13 protein-coding genes are annotated in these 16269 nt (G+C 71.6%); 2 read left to right on the forward strand and 11 right to left on the reverse strand.

Annotated features, from left to right (window positions below; genetic code table 11):
- Positions 1-53: 53 nt before the first annotated feature.
- The 6 genes from ACFWPQ_RS42620 to betA all read right to left on the reverse strand — a co-directional run bounded on the left by ACFWPQ_RS42620 (position 54) and on the right by betA (position 8241).
- The gene (locus ACFWPQ_RS42620; RefSeq protein WP_384047756.1) at positions 54-1019 is read right to left on the reverse strand and encodes an ABC transporter substrate-binding protein; all 966 of its coding nucleotides are present in this window, start codon (positions 1017-1019) and stop codon (positions 54-56) included.
- 13 nt (positions 1020-1032) lie between these two features.
- Positions 1033-3006: an ABC transporter permease gene (locus ACFWPQ_RS42625; RefSeq protein ID WP_384047759.1), complete on the reverse strand. Its 1974-nt coding sequence runs from the start codon at positions 3004-3006 to the stop codon at positions 1033-1035.
- Positions 3006-4097 (reverse strand): glycine betaine/L-proline ABC transporter ATP-binding protein, encoded by a 1092-nt coding sequence (locus ACFWPQ_RS42630; protein WP_384047762.1) that lies wholly within the window; start codon positions 4095-4097, stop codon positions 3006-3008. The genes ACFWPQ_RS42625 and ACFWPQ_RS42630 overlap by 1 nt, the downstream gene beginning before the upstream one ends.
- A 21-nt stretch (positions 4098-4118) precedes the next feature.
- Positions 4119-5588, reverse strand: a complete 1470-nt coding sequence (locus tag ACFWPQ_RS42635; protein WP_384047765.1) for an aldehyde dehydrogenase family protein — start codon at positions 5586-5588, stop codon at positions 4119-4121.
- Positions 5589-5730: 142 nt separating this feature from the next.
- The gene (locus tag ACFWPQ_RS42640) at positions 5731-6567 is read right to left on the reverse strand and encodes a 5,10-methylenetetrahydrofolate reductase (protein WP_384047768.1); all 837 of its coding nucleotides are present in this window, start codon (positions 6565-6567) and stop codon (positions 5731-5733) included.
- A 3-nt stretch (positions 6568-6570) separates the two neighbouring features.
- Complete coding sequence (gene betA / locus ACFWPQ_RS42645; RefSeq protein WP_384047771.1) at positions 6571-8241, reverse strand: choline dehydrogenase; 1671 nt, start codon at positions 8239-8241, stop codon at positions 6571-6573.
- Between the two features lie 149 nt (positions 8242-8390).
- On the opposite strand from betA, the gene ACFWPQ_RS42650 reads away from it, so the two are divergent.
- Positions 8391-9188 carry an IclR family transcriptional regulator gene (locus tag ACFWPQ_RS42650; protein WP_384047773.1) on the forward strand — a complete coding sequence of 266 codons (798 nt, stop codon included), beginning with the start codon at positions 8391-8393 and terminating at the stop codon, positions 9186-9188.
- A 71-nt stretch (positions 9189-9259) separates the two neighbouring features.
- Here the strand turns inward: ACFWPQ_RS42650 and ACFWPQ_RS42655 are convergent, their stop codons facing one another.
- From ACFWPQ_RS42655 to ACFWPQ_RS42670, 4 genes are all read right to left on the reverse strand, one after another.
- Entirely contained in the window at positions 9260-10393 is a 1134-nt protein-coding gene (locus ACFWPQ_RS42655) for an aromatic ring-hydroxylating dioxygenase subunit alpha (protein ID WP_361302367.1), read from the reverse strand.
- Between the two features lie 52 nt (positions 10394-10445).
- Entirely contained in the window at positions 10446-11609 is a 1164-nt protein-coding gene (locus ACFWPQ_RS42660; RefSeq protein WP_384047776.1) for an NAD(P)/FAD-dependent oxidoreductase, read from the reverse strand.
- Complete coding sequence (locus tag ACFWPQ_RS42665) at positions 11606-11968, reverse strand: bifunctional 3-phenylpropionate/cinnamic acid dioxygenase ferredoxin subunit (protein ID WP_361302361.1); 363 nt, start codon at positions 11966-11968, stop codon at positions 11606-11608. The genes ACFWPQ_RS42660 and ACFWPQ_RS42665 overlap by 4 nt, the downstream gene beginning before the upstream one ends.
- A gap of 262 nt (positions 11969-12230) precedes the next feature.
- Positions 12231-13319, reverse strand: coding sequence for an S-(hydroxymethyl)mycothiol dehydrogenase (locus ACFWPQ_RS42670; protein WP_384047779.1), 1089 nt, complete (start codon positions 13317-13319; stop codon positions 12231-12233).
- A gap of 281 nt (positions 13320-13600) precedes the next feature.
- On the opposite strand from ACFWPQ_RS42670, the gene ACFWPQ_RS42675 reads away from it, so the two are divergent.
- Positions 13601-16027: a SpoIIE family protein phosphatase gene (locus ACFWPQ_RS42675; protein WP_384047781.1), complete on the forward strand. Its 2427-nt coding sequence runs from the start codon at positions 13601-13603 to the stop codon at positions 16025-16027.
- Here the strand turns inward: ACFWPQ_RS42675 and ACFWPQ_RS42680 are convergent.
- On the reverse strand, positions 16013-16216 hold the full coding sequence (locus ACFWPQ_RS42680) for a hypothetical protein (protein ID WP_384047784.1): 204 nt from the start codon (positions 16214-16216) through the stop codon (positions 16013-16015). The genes ACFWPQ_RS42675 and ACFWPQ_RS42680 overlap by 15 nt on opposite strands.
- Positions 16217-16269: the final 53 nt, after the last annotated feature.

A 16269-nucleotide genomic window follows, 5' to 3' on the forward strand; every position in this document is an offset into this window, starting at 1 on the left:
CAGCTGCGCACCGCCCGCCGGGCGTCCCGGAACGGTTCCTCCCGCGGCCCTCGTTACTTCAGCCAGGCCTTGACCTTGTCGGGGTTGGCGTCGACCCACTTCTTGGCCGCCGCCTCGTCCGACAGCTTGTCCACCGCGATGTACTTGGCCACGGTGTTCTGGTCGTCGTTGGTCCAGTTGAAGTTCTTCACCAGGTCGTACGCCGGGCTGCCCGACTTGGCGAAGCTCGCGCTGACGACCTTGTCGAGGTCGTAGACGGGGTAGTCGCAGGCGACCTTCGCCGCGTCGGCGTCGCAGCCCGTCGTGTACGTCGGCAGGGAGACCTTCTTCAGCGGCACCTCGGACAGGAACCACTGCGGCTCGTAGAAGTAGCCGATCAGCCACTGCTTGTTCTTCTCGGCCGTTCTGAAGGCCTGGATGAGCGCGGTCTCGCTGCCCGCGTACACCACCTTGAAGTCCAGCTTCAGGTTCTTCACCAGGGCCGCGTCGTTGGTGACGTAGGACGGGTCGCCGTCCAGCAGCTGGCCCTTGCCGCCCGACTCGGAGGTCTTGAAGTTGGCGGCGTACTTGTTGAGGTTCTTCCAGTCGAGGATGTCGGGGTGCGCCTTGGCCAGCCACGGCGGCACGTACCAGCCGATGATGCCCTTGTTGCCCGTCGAGCCGGCCTCGACGGCCGTCTTCTGGCCGGTGATGTACTTCTTCTTCAGATCGTCGTGGCCCCAGTTCTCCAGGACGGCGTCGACCTCGCCGGTCCCGAAGCCCTGCCAGGAGATCTCCTCCTTGAGGTCCTTCTTGTTGACCGTACAGCCGAGGTTGTGCTCCGCGACGTACGCGACGACCGCCGCGTCCGCCTCGTAGCCCACCCAGGGGTTGACGGCCAGGTTGAAGGTGCCGCACTTGCCGCCCGAGGACGTCGAGCCGGCGGAACTGCTGTCGCCGACCTTCGCCCCGCCGCAGGCGGTGAGGGTGAGGCCGAGGACGGCCAGGCCGGCCGCGCCGGCTCGCCAGTGTTGTGCCATGGTGTCGAGCTCCTTATGCCCTGGTGCGTCGTGCCGCAGCCTGAGTGATCCGGTCGAACATGACTCCGAGCAGTACGATGGCCAGCCCTGCCGCCAGCCCCTTGCCGTACAGCTCGCTCTGCGAGAAACCGGCCACGACGTCGTAGCCGAGGGCGCCCGCCCCTACCAGGCCGCCCAGCACAACCATCGACAGCACGTAGATCAGGCCCTGGTTGGTCGCGAGAGTCAGGGCGCCGCGTGCCATCGGCAGTTGGACCTTGGTGATGATCTGCCAGGTGTTGCACCCGGCCGAGGTGGCCGCCTCCACGGTCGGCGCGGACACGTTCCGCACCCCGTCCGCGATGATCTTGATGGCGACGGGTGCCGCGTAGACGACGCCCGCGATGATGGCCGTGAAGCGGGTGGCGCCGAAGAGCGCCAGGAACGGCACGAGGTAGACGAACGGCGGCATGACCTGCGCGGCGTCCAGAGTGGGCCGGATCAGCCGGTCCGCCAGCGTGCTGCGGCCCATCCACACGCCGACGACGACGCCGGCCAGCATCGTCAGGACGGTGGCCACGACGGTCGAGGCGAGCGTGGTCATGCTGTCCGACCAGAGTCCGGTGCCGACAAGGAGTCCGACGCACACAGCCGCGATCACCCCGGCCCGCCAGCCGCCGAGGACCGCGCCGAGCGCGACCAGGACGGCGCCGACCAGCCACCACGGGGAGTCGGTGAGCAGGGTCTGGAAGGGGTTGAGCAGACCGTTGGTGACGGCGTCCCGCAGGGCGTTGGTGAGGCCGAAGAGATGGTCCTGCAGCCATGTGGACGCGGTGTCGGCGGCGCTCGCGATGTGGCTGCCGACGGTGCCGTCGCCGGGGAACTCGGCCGCCCAGACGTAGGTGTGGGAGAGGTAGACCAGGACGGCGGCGACGACTCCGCCCGCCCCCAGCAGCGGGCGGCGCCACTTGAGGAACCGCCCGTCCGTGCGGCGGACCTCGGTGCGCGCGGCGGCCGCCGTGGTGACCCGGTCGAGCACGATGGCCATGACGACGATGGCGAGGCCGGCGTTGAAGGCGGTGCCGACGTCGAGTGACTGGAGGGCCTGGACGACGGTCTTGCCGAGGCCGGGCGCGTCGATCAGGGCGGCGATGGTGACCATCGCCAGGGCGGCCATGATGGTCTGGTTGACGCCCACGACGACCGTGCGCTTCGACATCGGCAGCAGCACCTTCACCAGTTGCTGCGTGCGGGTGGTGCCGAGCGAGTCGGCCGCCTCGACGGTGGTCTCGGGAACCGAGCGGATGGCGTACGCGGTGATGCGGATGGCGGGCGGGGCCGCGTAGATGACCGTGGTGATCACGGCGGAGGCGCCGCCGATCAGGAAGATCAGGGTCAGCGGGGCGAGGTAGACGAACGTCGGCATCGTCTGCATGAAGTCCAGGAAGGGCGTCATGATCCGGTTGACCCGGTCGGAGAGCCCCGCCCACACGCCGAGCGGGATGCCGACGAGCAGGGCCACCAGGACCGCCGACAGGGTCAGCGCCAGGGTGTCCATGCTCTCCTGCCACAGGCCCTGCAGCCCGAAGAAGGTGAAGCCGGCGACGGCCAGCAGCGCGACCCGCCAGTTGCCCACGGCCCAGGAGACGTAGCCGGTGAGGCCGACGACGCCGAGCCAGCCGATCTGCGGGACCGGACGGCCGTCGGTGGGCTGGGAGATCAGGGACTGCACCAGAGTGACCAGGTTGTCGATGGCCAGCCGGATCTCGTTGAAGAAGTACAGGAAGACCGGGTTGGAGTTGCGGTTGGCGCCGATGCTGTCGTTGACGTCGTTCAGCCAGCGGTGCAGACCGGTGAGGTCGGCGGCGGCCAGGGTCAGGGTCTGCCGGCCGCGCAGTGCGGCGAAGAGCACCAGCCAGACGACCAGGATCGCCGCCACCACCATCGGGCGGCCGACCTTCTTGCGCAGCGTCGCGACCGGCGCGGTCGCCTCGGCGACGGCGGCCATCAGGCGCCGCCCTCCTGTCCGGCGACGACCGCGAGGATCTCCTCGTCGCCGACGATGCCGAGCAGCTTGCCGTTCTCGACGACCTTGACCGGCTTCTCGGCCGCGAGCACCGCCCGGGTGGCCTCGCGTACCACGACGTCCGGGCCCAGCTCCGGTCCGTCGAGGGCGTCGTCGGGCTCGGCGGGCCGCATGATCCAGCGCAGGGTGAGGACGTCGCCGCGCGCCACGTCCTTGACGAAGTCCCGCACGTAGTCGTCCGCCGGGGCGCCGACCAGTTCGTCGCCGGTGCCGCACTGGACCATCTTGCCGTCCCGCATGATCAGGATGCGGTCGCCGAGCTTGAGGGCCTCGGAGAGGTCGTGGGTGATGAAGACCATGGTCTTGCCGACCTCGTGGTGCAGGCGGATGACCTCGCTCTGCATGTCGCGGCGGATCAGCGGGTCGAGCGCGGAGAACGGTTCGTCGAAGAAGAGGACGTCGGGGTCGCCGGCCAGGGCGCGGGCGAGGCCGACGCGCTGCTGCATGCCGCCGGAGAGCTGGTCGGGGTAGGAGTTCTCGTAGCCGGCCAGGCCCACCAGCTCGACGGTCTCCATCGCGCGTTTCATGCGCTCGGCCTTGCCCATGCCCCGGATCTCCAGGCCGAACGCCACGTTGTCGACGACCTTGCGGTGCGGCAGCAGGCCGAAGTGCTGGAAGACCATGGAGAACTTGTTGCGCCGCAGTTCCCGCAGCCGTCGGGCGTCGGCGTCCCGGATGTCCTCGCCCTCGAAGACGATCTCGCCGGCGGTGGGTTCGATCAGCCGGGTCAGACATCGCACCAGGGTGGACTTGCCGGACCCGGACAGGCCCATGACGACGAAGACCTCGCCGGGCGACACCTCGAAGTTCACGTCCCGCACGGCGGCGGTGCAGCCGGTGCGGTCCATCAGCTCGCGGCGGGTGAGTCCGCACAGCTCCTCGGAGCCGGGCACCTCGTCGGCCTTCGGCCCGAACACCTTCCACAGCCGGCGCACGGAGATGACCGGGGTGCCGTCCCGGGGGTCCTCGGACGTGTCGCGCCGCCGCGCCACGTCGGTCTGGGCTGGGGTCATGGTGGGGACCTCTCTTCGGCGTCAGCCGCGGAACCAGTGCTGCGGCCCGGGTTGGATGTTCTGCCAGATGTGCTTGGGCTCTCGGTACTCGTCCAGGCCGGTCGGTCCCAGCTCGCGGCCCACGCCCGAGTGCCCGAAACCACCCCATTCCGCCTGCGGCACATAGGGGTGGTAGTCGTTGATCCAGACGGTGCCGTGGCGCAGCCGGCGGGCGACCCGCTGGGCCTTGCCCGCGTCCTGCGTCCAGACGGCCCCCGCGAGGCCGTACTCCGTGTCGTTGGCGATGCGGACGGCGTCGTCCTCGTCCCGGAAGCGTTCGACGGTGAGCACGGGTCCGAAGGACTCCTCGTGCACCACGCGCATGTCCTGGGTGCACTCGTCGAGGACGGTGGGCGGGTAGTAGAAGCCGTTCGCGAGCGCGGGGTCGTCGGGGCGGCTGCCGCCGCAGCGCAGTACGGCGCCCTCGGCGACACCGGCGGCCACGTACGCCTCGACCTTCTCGCGGTGCTGTGCGGAGATCAGCGCGCCGGTCTCGGCCTCGGGGTCGAAGGGGCCGCCCAGGCGGATCTGCCGGGCCCGGCGGACGACCTCGTCGACGAAGGCGTCGTGGATCGAGTCCTCGACGATCAGCCGGGCGCCGGCCGAGCAGACCTGCCCGGAGTGCAGGAAGACGGCGGTGAGCGCGAAGTCCACGGCGGTGTCGAGGTCCGCGTCGGCGAAGACCACGTTGGGGTTCTTGCCGCCCAGCTCCAGCGCGACCTTCTTCACGGTCGCCGCGGCGGTGGCCATGATCCGCTTGCCGGTCTCCAGGCCGCCGGTGAAGGACACCAGGTCGACGGCGGGGTCCTCGGAGAGCGCGGCGCCCGCCTCGGGTCCGGCGCCGAGCACCAGGTTGCCGACCCCGGGCGGGAGTCCGGCCTCCTCCAGCGCCTTCAGCAGCAGGATCGCGGTGGAGGGGGTGAGCTCGCTGGGCTTGAGGACGAAGGTGTTGCCCGCGACCAGGGCGGGCGCGACCTTCCAGCTGGCCTGCAGCAGCGGGTAGTTCCACGGGGTGATCAGCCCGCACACGCCGACCGGCTCGTACACGACGCGGCTGACGGCGTCCGCGCGTCCGGTGTCGATCACCCGGCCGGCGTCGGTGCCCGCGATGCCGCCGTAGAAGCGGAGGCAGGAGACGACGTCGGCGATGTCGTACTCGCTCTCCACCAGGCGCTTGCCGGTGTCCAGGGACTCGGCGCGGGCGAACTCCTTGGCGTCGCGCTCGATGATGTCGGCGGTGCGCAGCAGCAGCGCGCCGCGCTCGCGCTCGGGGGTGTGCGGCCAGGGGCCGTCGTCGAACGCGCGCCGGGCCGCGCCGATCGCCGCCTCGGTGTCGGGGCGGGTCGCCTCCGAGACCGTGGCGACGAGGGTGCCGTCCGCGGGACAGCGGATCTCGCGCCGGCCGCCGGCCACCGCGGCGTGCCATTTACCATCCACATACAGATCTGCCACGGCCGCGCCCTTCGAGCCCGAATTCGTTGCGCATTGTGCATTGGATTGCTTTTGGTGGAACACCCTGACCGAATGTACGGACAGCCGTCAAGGGCTCCGCGTATCCCGATTCGGCCGCGAAAGCGGCGCCCTCGGGGGTGGGTCAGCCGCCCAGCCGGTCCAGCAGCGCACGGCGCCACCGCTCCGTCTCGGCAACCTGGTTGAACGTGAACAGATGGAGGCCCGCCACGCCCGCCGACGGCGCGGTGAACGCCTCCTGGCCGCGGTCGAGCAGCCGCTCCGGGTCGTATCCGCCGGGTGCGGCGAAGCGCAGGAACCAGGAGGCGTGCTTGGTGAGGAAGCGGGTGGACTCCCCCACCCCGATCTTCGTCGCCATGGACAGCAGCTTGGCCCGCTGGACGGGCCCGGCGACGCCCACGTACACCGGCAGGGTGACGTCACGGCGCCGGATGCGGGTGAGCCAGTCACCGAGCACGCGCGCGTCGAAGCAGAGGTTGCTCACGATGTAGGTGGCGTGCGCCCGCTTGTCCCACATCGCCTGGATGGTGAGGTCGTCGTGGATGAGCGGATGACTCTCCGGGTAGCCGGTGATCCCGGTCTCCGCGAAGGGTCTGCCCAGCTCGGTCAGCCGGCGCAGCACCGGCAGCGCTCCCTCGTAGGGCCCGGCGGGCGGATCGGCGTCGCCCGCCGGGACGAACAGGTCGTCGACGCCCACCGCGCTCAGCCGCTCCGTGACGTCCTTCAGGTGGGTGTCGTCGCGGAGCAGTCGTGCGGGTACGTGCGGGACGACACGGTAGCGGTGCGCCGCGAGCCGCTCGGTGAGGGCGAGGGTCGGTTCCAGGCCCTTGACCGGTGACGCCGTGACGGTGACCACGACGTCCCGGGGCACGTGGGCGAGGACCTTCTCCTCGGTCGCCTTCGCCGGCAGCACCTCGTAGCGGACGCGGGCCAGCAGCGCCCGCAGCGCCTCGGCACCCATGGTCTACCCGGCCTGCTTCTGGGCGTCGCGGTGCCGGTAGTACACGGCCTCCGACGGCGGCAGCGGCTCCTTGCCGAGGATGAGGTCGGCCGCCTTCTCCGCGATCATCATCACCGGGGCGTAGATGTTGCCGTTGGTGACGTACGGCATCACCGAGGCGTCCACCACCCGCAGGCCCTCCACCCCGTGCACCCGCATGCTCGTCGGGTCGACGACGGACATCTCGTCGGTGCCCATCCTGCAGGTGCAGGACGGATGCAGAGCGGTCTCGCCGTCCTTGGCGACCCAGGAGAGGATCTCCTCGTCCGTCGCCACGGACGGGCCGGGTGAGATCTCCCCGTCGTTGTAGGGGGCGAGCGCGGGCTGGTTGAGCAGGTTGCGGGCCACTCTGATCGCCTCGACCCACTCGCGGCGGTCCTGCTCGGTGGAGAGGTAGTTGAAGCGCAGGGCCGGGTGTTCGCGGGGGTCCTTGCTCCTGATCTTCACCGAGCCGAGGGCGTCGGAGTACATGGGGCCGACGTGGACCTGGTAGCCGTGGCCGCCCGCGGGCACGGAACCGTCGTAGCGGACCGCGATCGGCAGGAAGTGGAACATCAGGTTGGGGTAGTCCACGTCGTCGTTGCTGCGGGCGAAGCCGCCGGCCTCGAAGTGGTTCGTGGCGGCCGGGCCCTTGCGGAAGAGCCACTGCAGGCCGATGAAGGGCGCCCGCCACTTCGCCAGGTACGGCTGCACGGAGACGGGCTGCTTGCAGGCGTACTGGATGTACACCTCAAGGTGGTCCTGGAGGTTCTCGCCGACGCCCGGCAGGTCGTGGACGACGTCGATGCCGAGGGCGCTCAGCTCCTCCGCGTTGCCGACGCCGGAGAGCTGGAGCAGCTGCGGGGAGTTGATCGCGCCGCCGCAGAGGATGACCTCCTTGGCGCGGACCTCCTGGAGGGCGCCCTTGCCGCGCCGGTACTCGACGCCGACGGCCTTCTTGCCCTCGAAGAGGACGCGGGTGACGAGGGCGCGGGTCTTCACGGTGAGGTTGGGGCGCTTCCGGGCGGGCTTGAGGTACGCCTTGGACGCCGACAGGCGCCGGCCGCGGTGGACGTTGCGGTCGAACTTGGCGAAGCCCTCCTGCCGGTAGCCGTTGACGTCGTCGGTGGGCGCGTAGCCCGCCTCCTCGGTGGCCTTGAGGAAGGCGGAGAAGAGCGGGTTGGTGGCCGGGCCGCGCTCCAGGACCAGCGGGCCGTCGTGGCCGCGGAACTCGTCGTCCGGGTCGGCGGCCAGGCAGTTCTCCATCCGGCGGAAGTACGGCAGGCAGTGCGCGTAGTCCCAGGTGGCCATGCCCGGGTCGGCGGCCCAGCGCTCGTAGTCGAGCGGGTTGCCGCGCTGGAAGATCATGCCGTTGATGCTGCTGGAGCCGCCGAGGACCTTGCCGCGGGCGTGGTAGATGCGGCGGCCGCCCATGTGGGGCTCGGGCTCGGACTCGTACTTCCAGTCGTAGAAGCGGCTGCCGATGGGGTAGGTCAGCGCCGCCGGCATGTGGATGAACACGTCCCACGGGTAGTCGGGGCGGCCTGCCTCCAGGACGAGCACCCGGTTGCCGGGGTCCGCGGAGAGCCGGTTCGCCAGTGCGCTGCCGGCCGAGCCGCCGCCGACGATGACGAAGTCGTACTGCAAGGGAGCCATGGTGCCTCGTCTCGCTCGCGCCGTCGATTGCGCGGAATGCTAGTACGGGTATCGCTATACGCACCAGGTTGCGAACCACGCAACTTGTAAGATCTTTGTTCACATCGCGTTACTTGGAGGGTGTTGTTTACTGCGCGTATAGTTTCGCTATGAGCAACTTCAGTCCGGATACCGAAACGAACGGCTCATCTTCTGGTGGCGTGCAGTCCGTCGACCGCGCCATCAGCGTCCTGGAGATCCTGGCCCAGCGCGGCGAGGCGGGGGTGAGCGAGGTGGCCGCCGAGATCGATGTTCACAAGTCGACCGCGTTCCGGCTGCTCGGCGCCCTGGAGGCGCGCGGTCTCGTGGAGCAGTCGGGCGAGCGGGGCAAGTACTCGCTCGGCTTCGGCATCGTACGCCTCGCCGGGGCCGTGACGGGACGTATCGACGTCACCCAGCAGGGCCGGGTGGTGTGCGAGCGGCTGGCCGAGGAGATCGGCGAGACGGTGAACATCGCGGTGCTGCAGGAGCACTACGCGATCAACCTCTACCAGGTGCGCGGCACGGCCGCCGTCACCGCGCACAACTGGGTCGGCCAGCTGACCCCGCTGCACGCCACCTCCAGCGGCAAGATCATGCTGGCCCACGTGCCGGCCCAGGAGCGTGCCACGCTGATCGCGGAGGGGGGCCTGAAGAAGCTGACCCCGCACACCATCTCCTCGAAGGCCAAGCTGGAGAAGAACCTCGCCGACGCCCGGGAGCGCGGTTACGCCTGGACGCTGGAGGAGCTGGAGATCGGGCTGCACGCCATGGCGGCGCCGATCCGGGACCGGGACGGCGTGGTCATCGCCGCGATCAGCGCCTCCGGGCCCTCCTACCGGTTCACCGAGGAGCGCATGCACCAGCTGGCCCCGGTGCTGGTCAAGGGCGCGGAGGAGATCAGCCACCGCATGGGGTACCTGGGCTGAGCGCCCTCAGGACGGCGACCGCCGCAGGGCCCGCGTGCACACCGGCCGGCGCGGGCCACGGGCGGTCTCGGTCACTCCGGCTGCCGGGTCCCGAGCCGCTCGTGGACCCAGTCGTGGAAGGCGCCGATGTGGTGCTCACTGGGCACCAGCACGCCGCCCTTGGCGTACAGCCGTGAGCTCATGCCGGGCTGCGTGCGCTCGCAGGCGTCGAAGTCCTGGCGGTTGACCCGGTCGAAGAGCTCCACGGACCGGCTGACGTCCTTGCCGCTCTCCACCACGTGCGGGAGGTAGAGCCAGTCGCACTCGACGATCGTGCGGTCGACGGCCACCGGGTACATCCGGTGGAATATCACGTGGTCCGGCACCAGGTTGATGAACACCTGCGGCTTGACGGTGATCGCGTAGTACCGCCGGTCCTGGTCCGCCGAGACCCCGGGAATGCGGTCCAGCCCCTCGGAGCCGTCGACGGTGAAGCCCTGGACGTCCTCGCCGAACTCGGCGCCGTGCCCGACGTAGTACTGCGCCGCGTAGCCGTCGGCGAACTCGGGCAGCACCTCGGTGAGTTCGGGGTGGATGGTGGCGCAGTGGTAGCACTCCATGAAGTTCTCGATGATGAGCTTCCAGTTCGCCTTCACGTCGTAGACGATCCGCCTGCCGACGGAGAGGTCCTCGACGCCGTAGCGCTCGATCGACTCGACGTCGCCCAGCCGCTCGACCGCCGCCCCGATCACGTCCTCCTCGAAGGACGGCGGGTTCTCCGCGAGACACACCCACACATAGCCGAGCCACTCCCGGACGGCCACGCCGACCAGGCCGTACTCGGTGCGGCCGACGTCGGGCATCTTGGTGAGGTTGGGCGCGGCGACCAGCTTGCCGTCCAGGCCGTAGGTCCAGGCGTGGTAGGGGCACTGGAAGGCCCGGGCGACCTCGCCGGTCTCCTCGGTGCAGAGCTTGGCGCCGCGGTGCCGGCAGACGTTGAAGTAGGCGCGGATCGAGTGGTCCCGGGCCCGGGTGACGAGGATGCTCTCGCGGCCCACGTCGACGGTGCGGAAGGCGCCGGGCTTCGGCAGGTCCGCGGCGCGCGCCACGCAGAACCACATCGTCTCGAAGATGCGCTCCTGCTCCTGGGCGAAGATCCCGGGATCGGTGTAGGCGGAGCCGGGGAGGGTGGCGATCAGGCTGTCCGGCAGGCTGGTCGAGGTCACGGTGCACTCCTCGGAGGACGTCGTGGATCGGTGGGGTGGTGCGGGCGCCGGGTCAGGACGCGGCGGTGCCGAACTGCTTGCGGGCGCGGGTGAACAGCCGCGGCTGGTTCATCCCGAGCACGGCGACCTGCCGGCCCGCCCGCCGGTACACGGCGAGAAAGCTGCGGTCGTCGGTCGAGCCCTCCTCGACCGTCACGCTGTCGGCCCCGGCCGCGTGGCCGACGAACTGGATCTTCACGCCGTACTGGTCGGACCAGAAGTACGGCGGCCGGGGCGTCCCCGGTTCCCGCGCGCCGTGCGCGAGCAGGGTGGCGACGGCGGTGTCCGGCCGTTCCAGCGCGCCGGTCCAGTGCTCGACCCTGCGGTGGCCGCCGGTGTGCGGGTCGTACCAGTTGGCGCAGTCGCCCACGGCCACCACCCCGGCGATGCTGGTGCGCCCGTCGGCGCCGCACTTCACGCCGTTGTCGAGCACGACGCCCGAGCCCTCCAGCCACTCGACGCAGGGGCGCGCCCCCACGCCGACGACGACGGTGTCGGCGGGCACGCTGCGGCCGTCCTCCAGCAGCACGGCCTCCACCTGGCGCTCGCCGCTCAGCCCCTTGACGCCCACCCCGCACAGCAGCCGTACCCAGTGGTCGGCGTGGAGCGCGGAGACGACGGCGCCCATGGCCTCGCCCAGCGGTCCGGCCAGCGGGGTCGGGGCCGCCTCGATCACGGTGACGTCGAGGCCGAGGGCGTACGCCGTGGAGGCGACCTCGGCGCCGACGAACCCGCCGCCGATCACCACGAGCCGGCCGCCCCTCGCGAGGTCCGCCCGCAGCGCGCGGGCGTCGTCGAGGGTGCGCAGGGTGTGGACCCCGGCGAGGCCCTCGGCACCGGGCAGGGTACGGGCGGCGGCGCCGGTCGCGATGACCACGCCGTCGGCGCGGACCTCCCGGCCGTCGGCCAGCCGGACGGCCCGCGCGGTGCGGTCGAGCCCGGTGGCGCGGGTCCCGAGCAGCCACTCGGCGTGGAGCTCCTCGTCCTCGCGCTCCAGCGCCAGGTCGGCCTCGCCGAGGGTGCCGGCCAGGAACTCCTTGGACAACGGCGGCCTGTCGTAAGGGCGATGGGACTCGTCGCCGACGACGACCAGCCGGCCGTCGTACCCGCGTTGCCGCAGCGAGCGCGCGGCCGACAGTCCGGCCAGCGAGGCGCCCACCACGGCGACCGTCCTCACGCGGCGCCCCCGGCCAGGCGGGCGCTGACGCACGGCGGCAGGTTGGGGGGCTCGGCGGACAGCCGGACGTAGACCGTGCCGTCCTCGACCACGACCTCGTGGGTGCGGACCGGGCGCTTGGCCGGGGGTGCGTCCACGGCGCCCGTGCGCAGGTCGAACTTGGAGGCGTGCAGGGGGCATTCGACCTCGCAGCCCTCCAGCCAGCCGTCGGCGAGCGAGGCGTCCTGGTGGGTGCAGGTGTCGTCGATGGCGAAGAGCTCACCGTCGTCGGTGTGGAACACCGAGACGGGCGGTTCGATGTCGAGCCGGTGGGCCTCGCCTCGCGGCAGATCCGCGAGACGGCACGCGGGAATCATCATGACACCTCGGTGCGTATAGCGAAACGGATTGCGGTTAGCGCAACGCCAGTCTGCGGGCCGCCGCGAAGCGTTGTCAAGGAGTTCACGCGCCGGTTTGCCCGGGCCACGACAGCGGGCCGCCGGGCGCGCCGGAGCACCCTCGAAAGCGTGCGTGAGCAGGGCGAACAGGCCTCGCGTGAAGTGCGGCCACGGCCCTGCCCCGGTGCCGTCACCGGGGCAGGGCCGCTTCGTCGGCGGGGCGGTCAGAGACCGCGGCCGCCCGTCACAGGAGCACCACCGAGCGCAGGACGTCACCGTGGTGCATGCGCTCGAAGGCCTTCTCGACCTCGTCCAGGGCGATCGTCTCGGTGACGAAGGCGTCCAGGTCGAGGCGGCCCTGCAGGTAGAGGTCGATGAGCATGGGGAAGTCACGGGAGGGCAGACAGTCCCCGTACCAGGACGACTTGAGCGCCCCGCCGCGGCCGAAGACGTCCAGCAGCGGCAGCTCCAGCTTCATCTCGGGGGTGGGCACGCCGACCAGGACGACGGTGCCGGCGAGGTCGCGGGCGTAGAAGGCCTGCCGGTAGGTCTCCGGGCGGCCCACCGCCTCGATGACCACGTCGGCCCCGAAGCCGCCGGTCAGTTCGCGCACCGCGTCGACGGCGTCGGTCTCCTTGGAGTTGACGGTGTGGGTGGCGCCGAGCCCGCGCGCGGTGTCCAGCTTGCGGTCGTCGATGTCCACGGCGATGACCCGCGCCGCGCCGGCCAGCTTCGCGCCGAGGACGGCGGCCGCGCCGACGCCTCCGCAGCCGATCACGGCGACGCTGTCGCCGCGGCCGACGTTGCCGGTGTTGAGGGCGGCGCCGATGCCCGCCATCACGCCGCAGCCCAGCAGCCCGGCGGCCGCCGCCGACGCACGCCGGTCGACCTTGGTGCACTGCCCGGCCGCCACCAGCGTCTTCTCGGCGAAGGCGCCGATCCCGAGCGCCGGGGAGAGCTCCTGGCCGGTGGCGGCGAGGGTCATCCTCTGCTTCGCGTTGTGGGTGTTGAAGCAGTACCACGGCCGCCCGCGCAGGCAGGCCCGGCACTGGCCGCACACCGCACGCCAGTTGAGGATCACGAAGTCGCCGGGCGCCACGTCGGTGACCCCGTCGCCGACCGTCTCGACGACCCCCGCCGCCTCGTGCCCCAGCAGGAACGGGAAGTCCTCGCTGATCCCGCCCTCGCGGTAGTGGAGATCGGTGTGGCAGACCCCGCAGGCCTCGATCCTCACCACCGCCTCGCCCGGCCCGGGGTCGGGCACGACGATGGTCTCCAGGCTGACAGGGGCGCCCTTGCTCCGCGCGACGACGGCACGGACCTGCTGGGACATGGCCACTCCTCGACTGACAGAGGCGGCGAGATGTTGCCCAATGCGGCACGCATCTCGTGTTTCGCAACACAGCATCGCGGAGCCCGCAGCGGCGGTCAAGGATCCGGACGACGGGCCGACGACCCCCGGGCGACGGGCCGACGACCCCTCGGGCGGGGCTGCGCGGCTGTCCACCGTTCGGCCGAGCCGGGGGCGGTCATCGCCTGCGCAGGTATCATCTATTGCGCAATCATCACAAACCACCACATCCCGAGTCCGGCACGGATGTGCCCGAGGTGAGGATGCGCGACATCACCTTCGACGACCGCGGCGAGCTCCCGGAGCCCAGGGGCGAGGCGGAGGTCCTGCTGGACGCGGCGGGCCGGGTCGTGGCCTGGGGCCCGGGCGCCGAGGAGCTGCTCGGCCGTCCGGCGCGGGAGGTGCTGGGCCGGCCCGCGGCCGAGCTGCTCCACGACCCGGCCGAGGCCGGGCAGGTCGTCCGGCGCTGGGCGGAGGGTGACCGCCAGGGACCGCTGGTGCTCCGGCGGCACGACGGGGAACCGGTCGACGTCCAGGTCTGGGCGCGCCCCCTCACCAGCGAGGACGGCGAGCAGCGGTGGCTCGTGCAGGGGGCGGGAGCCGAGTCGTACCGCACGTACGAATTCGGCCGCGCCCTGCTGCAGGGGCTGTTCACCGACATCCCCTTCCACATCGACCTCTTCGACACCCGGATGCGGTTCGTCGCCCAGAACCTCGCGCAGCGGCGCGCCGGAGTGTTCCGGGAGACCCCGTACAGCGGGCACACGATGCGCGAGATGGCCCCGCCCGGTCTGCTGGACCTCGACGCCCTGGAGGAGCGGCAGCGGCGGGTGCTGGAGACCGGCGAGGCCCTGCTCGACACCGAGGTCGTCGGCCATCCCGTACCCGGTTCGCCCAACGACTACGTGTGGTCGGAGTCCATCCTGCCGCTCAGGAACCCGGCCGGGACGGTGATCGCGCTGGCCCATGTGATCTCCGACGTGACCCAGCGGGTCCGCTCGCGTGAGCGGCTGGTCCTGGCCAACGAGGCCGGCACCCGGATCGGGACCACCCTGGATCTCTGGCAGACGGCCCGGGAACTGGCCGAGGTCTCGGTGCCGTGGTTCGCCGACGCCTGCCATGTCGACCTGCTGGACTCCGTCTTCTCCGACCGCGAGCCCGCCGACGACGAACGGCCGCGCCACCCGGTGCTCCGCCGGGCCGCCCGCGGCGGGGCCGCCGAGGACACGGACACCGAGGGAGCCCCGGCGGTGCGGGTGGGCGATCTCGACACGGCGGCGACGGCCCCCGGCTCGCCGTTTCTGGACGCCCTGACGAAGGGCGGGTCCGTCCTCCTCGCGGACGAGCAGCTGCGTCCCGGCACCGGCACGGCGGGCCCGCGCCTGCCGCCGGGCGCCGGCCCCGGCGTCCACTCCTGGCTGCTCGTCCCCATGCTCGCCCGGGGCGTCGCGCTCGGCACCGCCGTCTTCATGCGCTCCCGCAGCCCCCGCCGGTTCGAGCCCGAGGACGTGCAGCTCGCCGAGCAGATCGTGACCCGTACCGCGGTGTGCGTCGACAACGCGAGCCGCTACCACCGGGAGCGGACGACGGCCCGTACCCTCCGGCGCAGCCTGCTCCCCCAGCGGCTGCCGTCGCCGTCGGCGGTACGGACGGCGACCCGTTACCTGCCGGCCAGCGAGCACACCGGGCTGGGCGGGGACTGGTTCGACGTGATCCCGCTGTCCGGGGCGAGGGTGGCGCTCGTGGTGGGCGACGTGGTCGGGCACGGCCTGCAGTCGGCGGTGACCATGGGCCGGCTGCGCGGCGCCGTGCGCACCCTCGCCGATCTCGACCTGTCCCCGGTGGAGCTCCTCGCCCACCTGGACGAACAGATGAACCGGTTCCTCGACGAGCGCGGCGACGAGGTGTCCCTGGTGACGGGGGCGACCTGCCTGTACGCGGTGTACGACCCGGTCTCGCGGCTCTGTCAGCTCGCGCGCGCCGGTCATCCGCCGCCGGCGGTCGTCTCGGTGGACGGCGCCGTCGACTTCGTGGACCTGCCCGGCGGCCCGCCCCTGGGCCTCGGCGGCGTGGTGTTCGAGGAGCGCGAGATCGCCCTGGACGACGGGGACCTCCTGGTCCTCTACACCGACGGGCTGCTGGAGTCGCGCGCGCAGGACTTCGACACCGGGCTGCGCCGGATGCGTGCCGCCCTCTCCCTGACACCCGCGTCGGCCGCGCCGAAGGAGGTGTGCGACACGCTGGTCCGTGAGCTGCTGCCGCCGGGCCACCAGGACGACGTGGCCGTCCTGGTGGCCCGGATGAGCGGCCTGGCCCCGGACTCGCACGTCACCTGGGAGATCGAGGCCGAGGAGAGGATGGTCGGCCGGGCCCGGGAGCTGACGGCGTGCCAGCTGGCCCGGTGGGGGCTGGCGGAGGAGTCGTTCTCCACCGAGCTGATCGTCAGCGAGCTGGTGACGAACGCGCTGCGGTACGGCGGTGCGCCGATCACGTTGCGCCTGATCCGGGACCGGAGCCTGATCTGCGAGGTGTCGGACGGCAGCAGCACCTCGCCCCATGTGCGGCGCGCCCAGGAGACCGACGAGGGCGGCCGCGGTCTCTACCTCATCACCCAGCTCGCGCAGAACTGGGGGACGCGGTACGGGGAGCGGGGCAAGACCATCTGGGCCGAGCAGTCACTCCCGGGCTGACGCGCCGGCCGCCGAGGACGGCCCGTCGTCGTCCGGGCCGGGTACGACGACCAGGAAGGCGTCCGTGCCGAGGTCCATCACCACGGTGGCCCGCCCGCCCTCGGCCCGGCACCTCGCCGCGTACTCCTCGGCCGGCCACGAGCCCCGGGGAGCCCCGGCGGGAAATCGCTCCAGCACCCTCGCGCCCACGGCCACCCCGCACCTCCCGCATCGGTTCCGCCTCTCCGTGCGGCTGCCCCGGA

The organism is Streptomyces sp. NPDC058464 (assembly GCF_042721035.1).
In the GTDB taxonomy this organism is placed as follows: domain Bacteria; phylum Actinomycetota; class Actinomycetes; order Streptomycetales; family Streptomycetaceae; genus Streptomyces.

What these genes read in the sequence shown, in the direction of transcription:
- ACFWPQ_RS42620 (WP_384047756.1), bottom strand. Translation starts at nt 1,019, where the DNA reads ATGGCACAACACTGGCGAGCCGGCGCGGCCGGCCTGGCCGTCCTCGGC.
- ACFWPQ_RS42625 (WP_384047759.1), bottom strand. Translation starts at nt 3,006, where the DNA reads ATGGCCGCCGTCGCCGAGGCGACCGCGCCGGTCGCGACGCTGCGCAAG.
- ACFWPQ_RS42630 (WP_384047762.1), bottom strand. Translation starts at nt 4,097, where the DNA reads ATGACCCCAGCCCAGACCGACGTGGCGCGGCGGCGCGACACGTCCGAG.
- ACFWPQ_RS42640 (WP_384047768.1), bottom strand. Translation starts at nt 6,567, where the DNA reads ATGGGTGCCGAGGCGCTGCGGGCGCTGCTGGCCCGCGTCCGCTACGAG.
- betA (WP_384047771.1), bottom strand. Translation starts at nt 8,241, where the DNA reads ATGGCTCCCTTGCAGTACGACTTCGTCATCGTCGGCGGCGGCTCGGCC.
- ACFWPQ_RS42650 (WP_384047773.1), top strand. Translation starts at nt 8,391, where the DNA reads ATGAGCAACTTCAGTCCGGATACCGAAACGAACGGCTCATCTTCTGGT.
- ACFWPQ_RS42665 (WP_361302361.1), bottom strand. Translation starts at nt 11,968, where the DNA reads ATGATGATTCCCGCGTGCCGTCTCGCGGATCTGCCGCGAGGCGAGGCC.
- ACFWPQ_RS42670 (WP_384047779.1), bottom strand. Translation starts at nt 13,319, where the DNA reads ATGTCCCAGCAGGTCCGTGCCGTCGTCGCGCGGAGCAAGGGCGCCCCT.
- ACFWPQ_RS42675 (WP_384047781.1), top strand. Translation starts at nt 13,601, where the DNA reads ATGCGCGACATCACCTTCGACGACCGCGGCGAGCTCCCGGAGCCCAGG.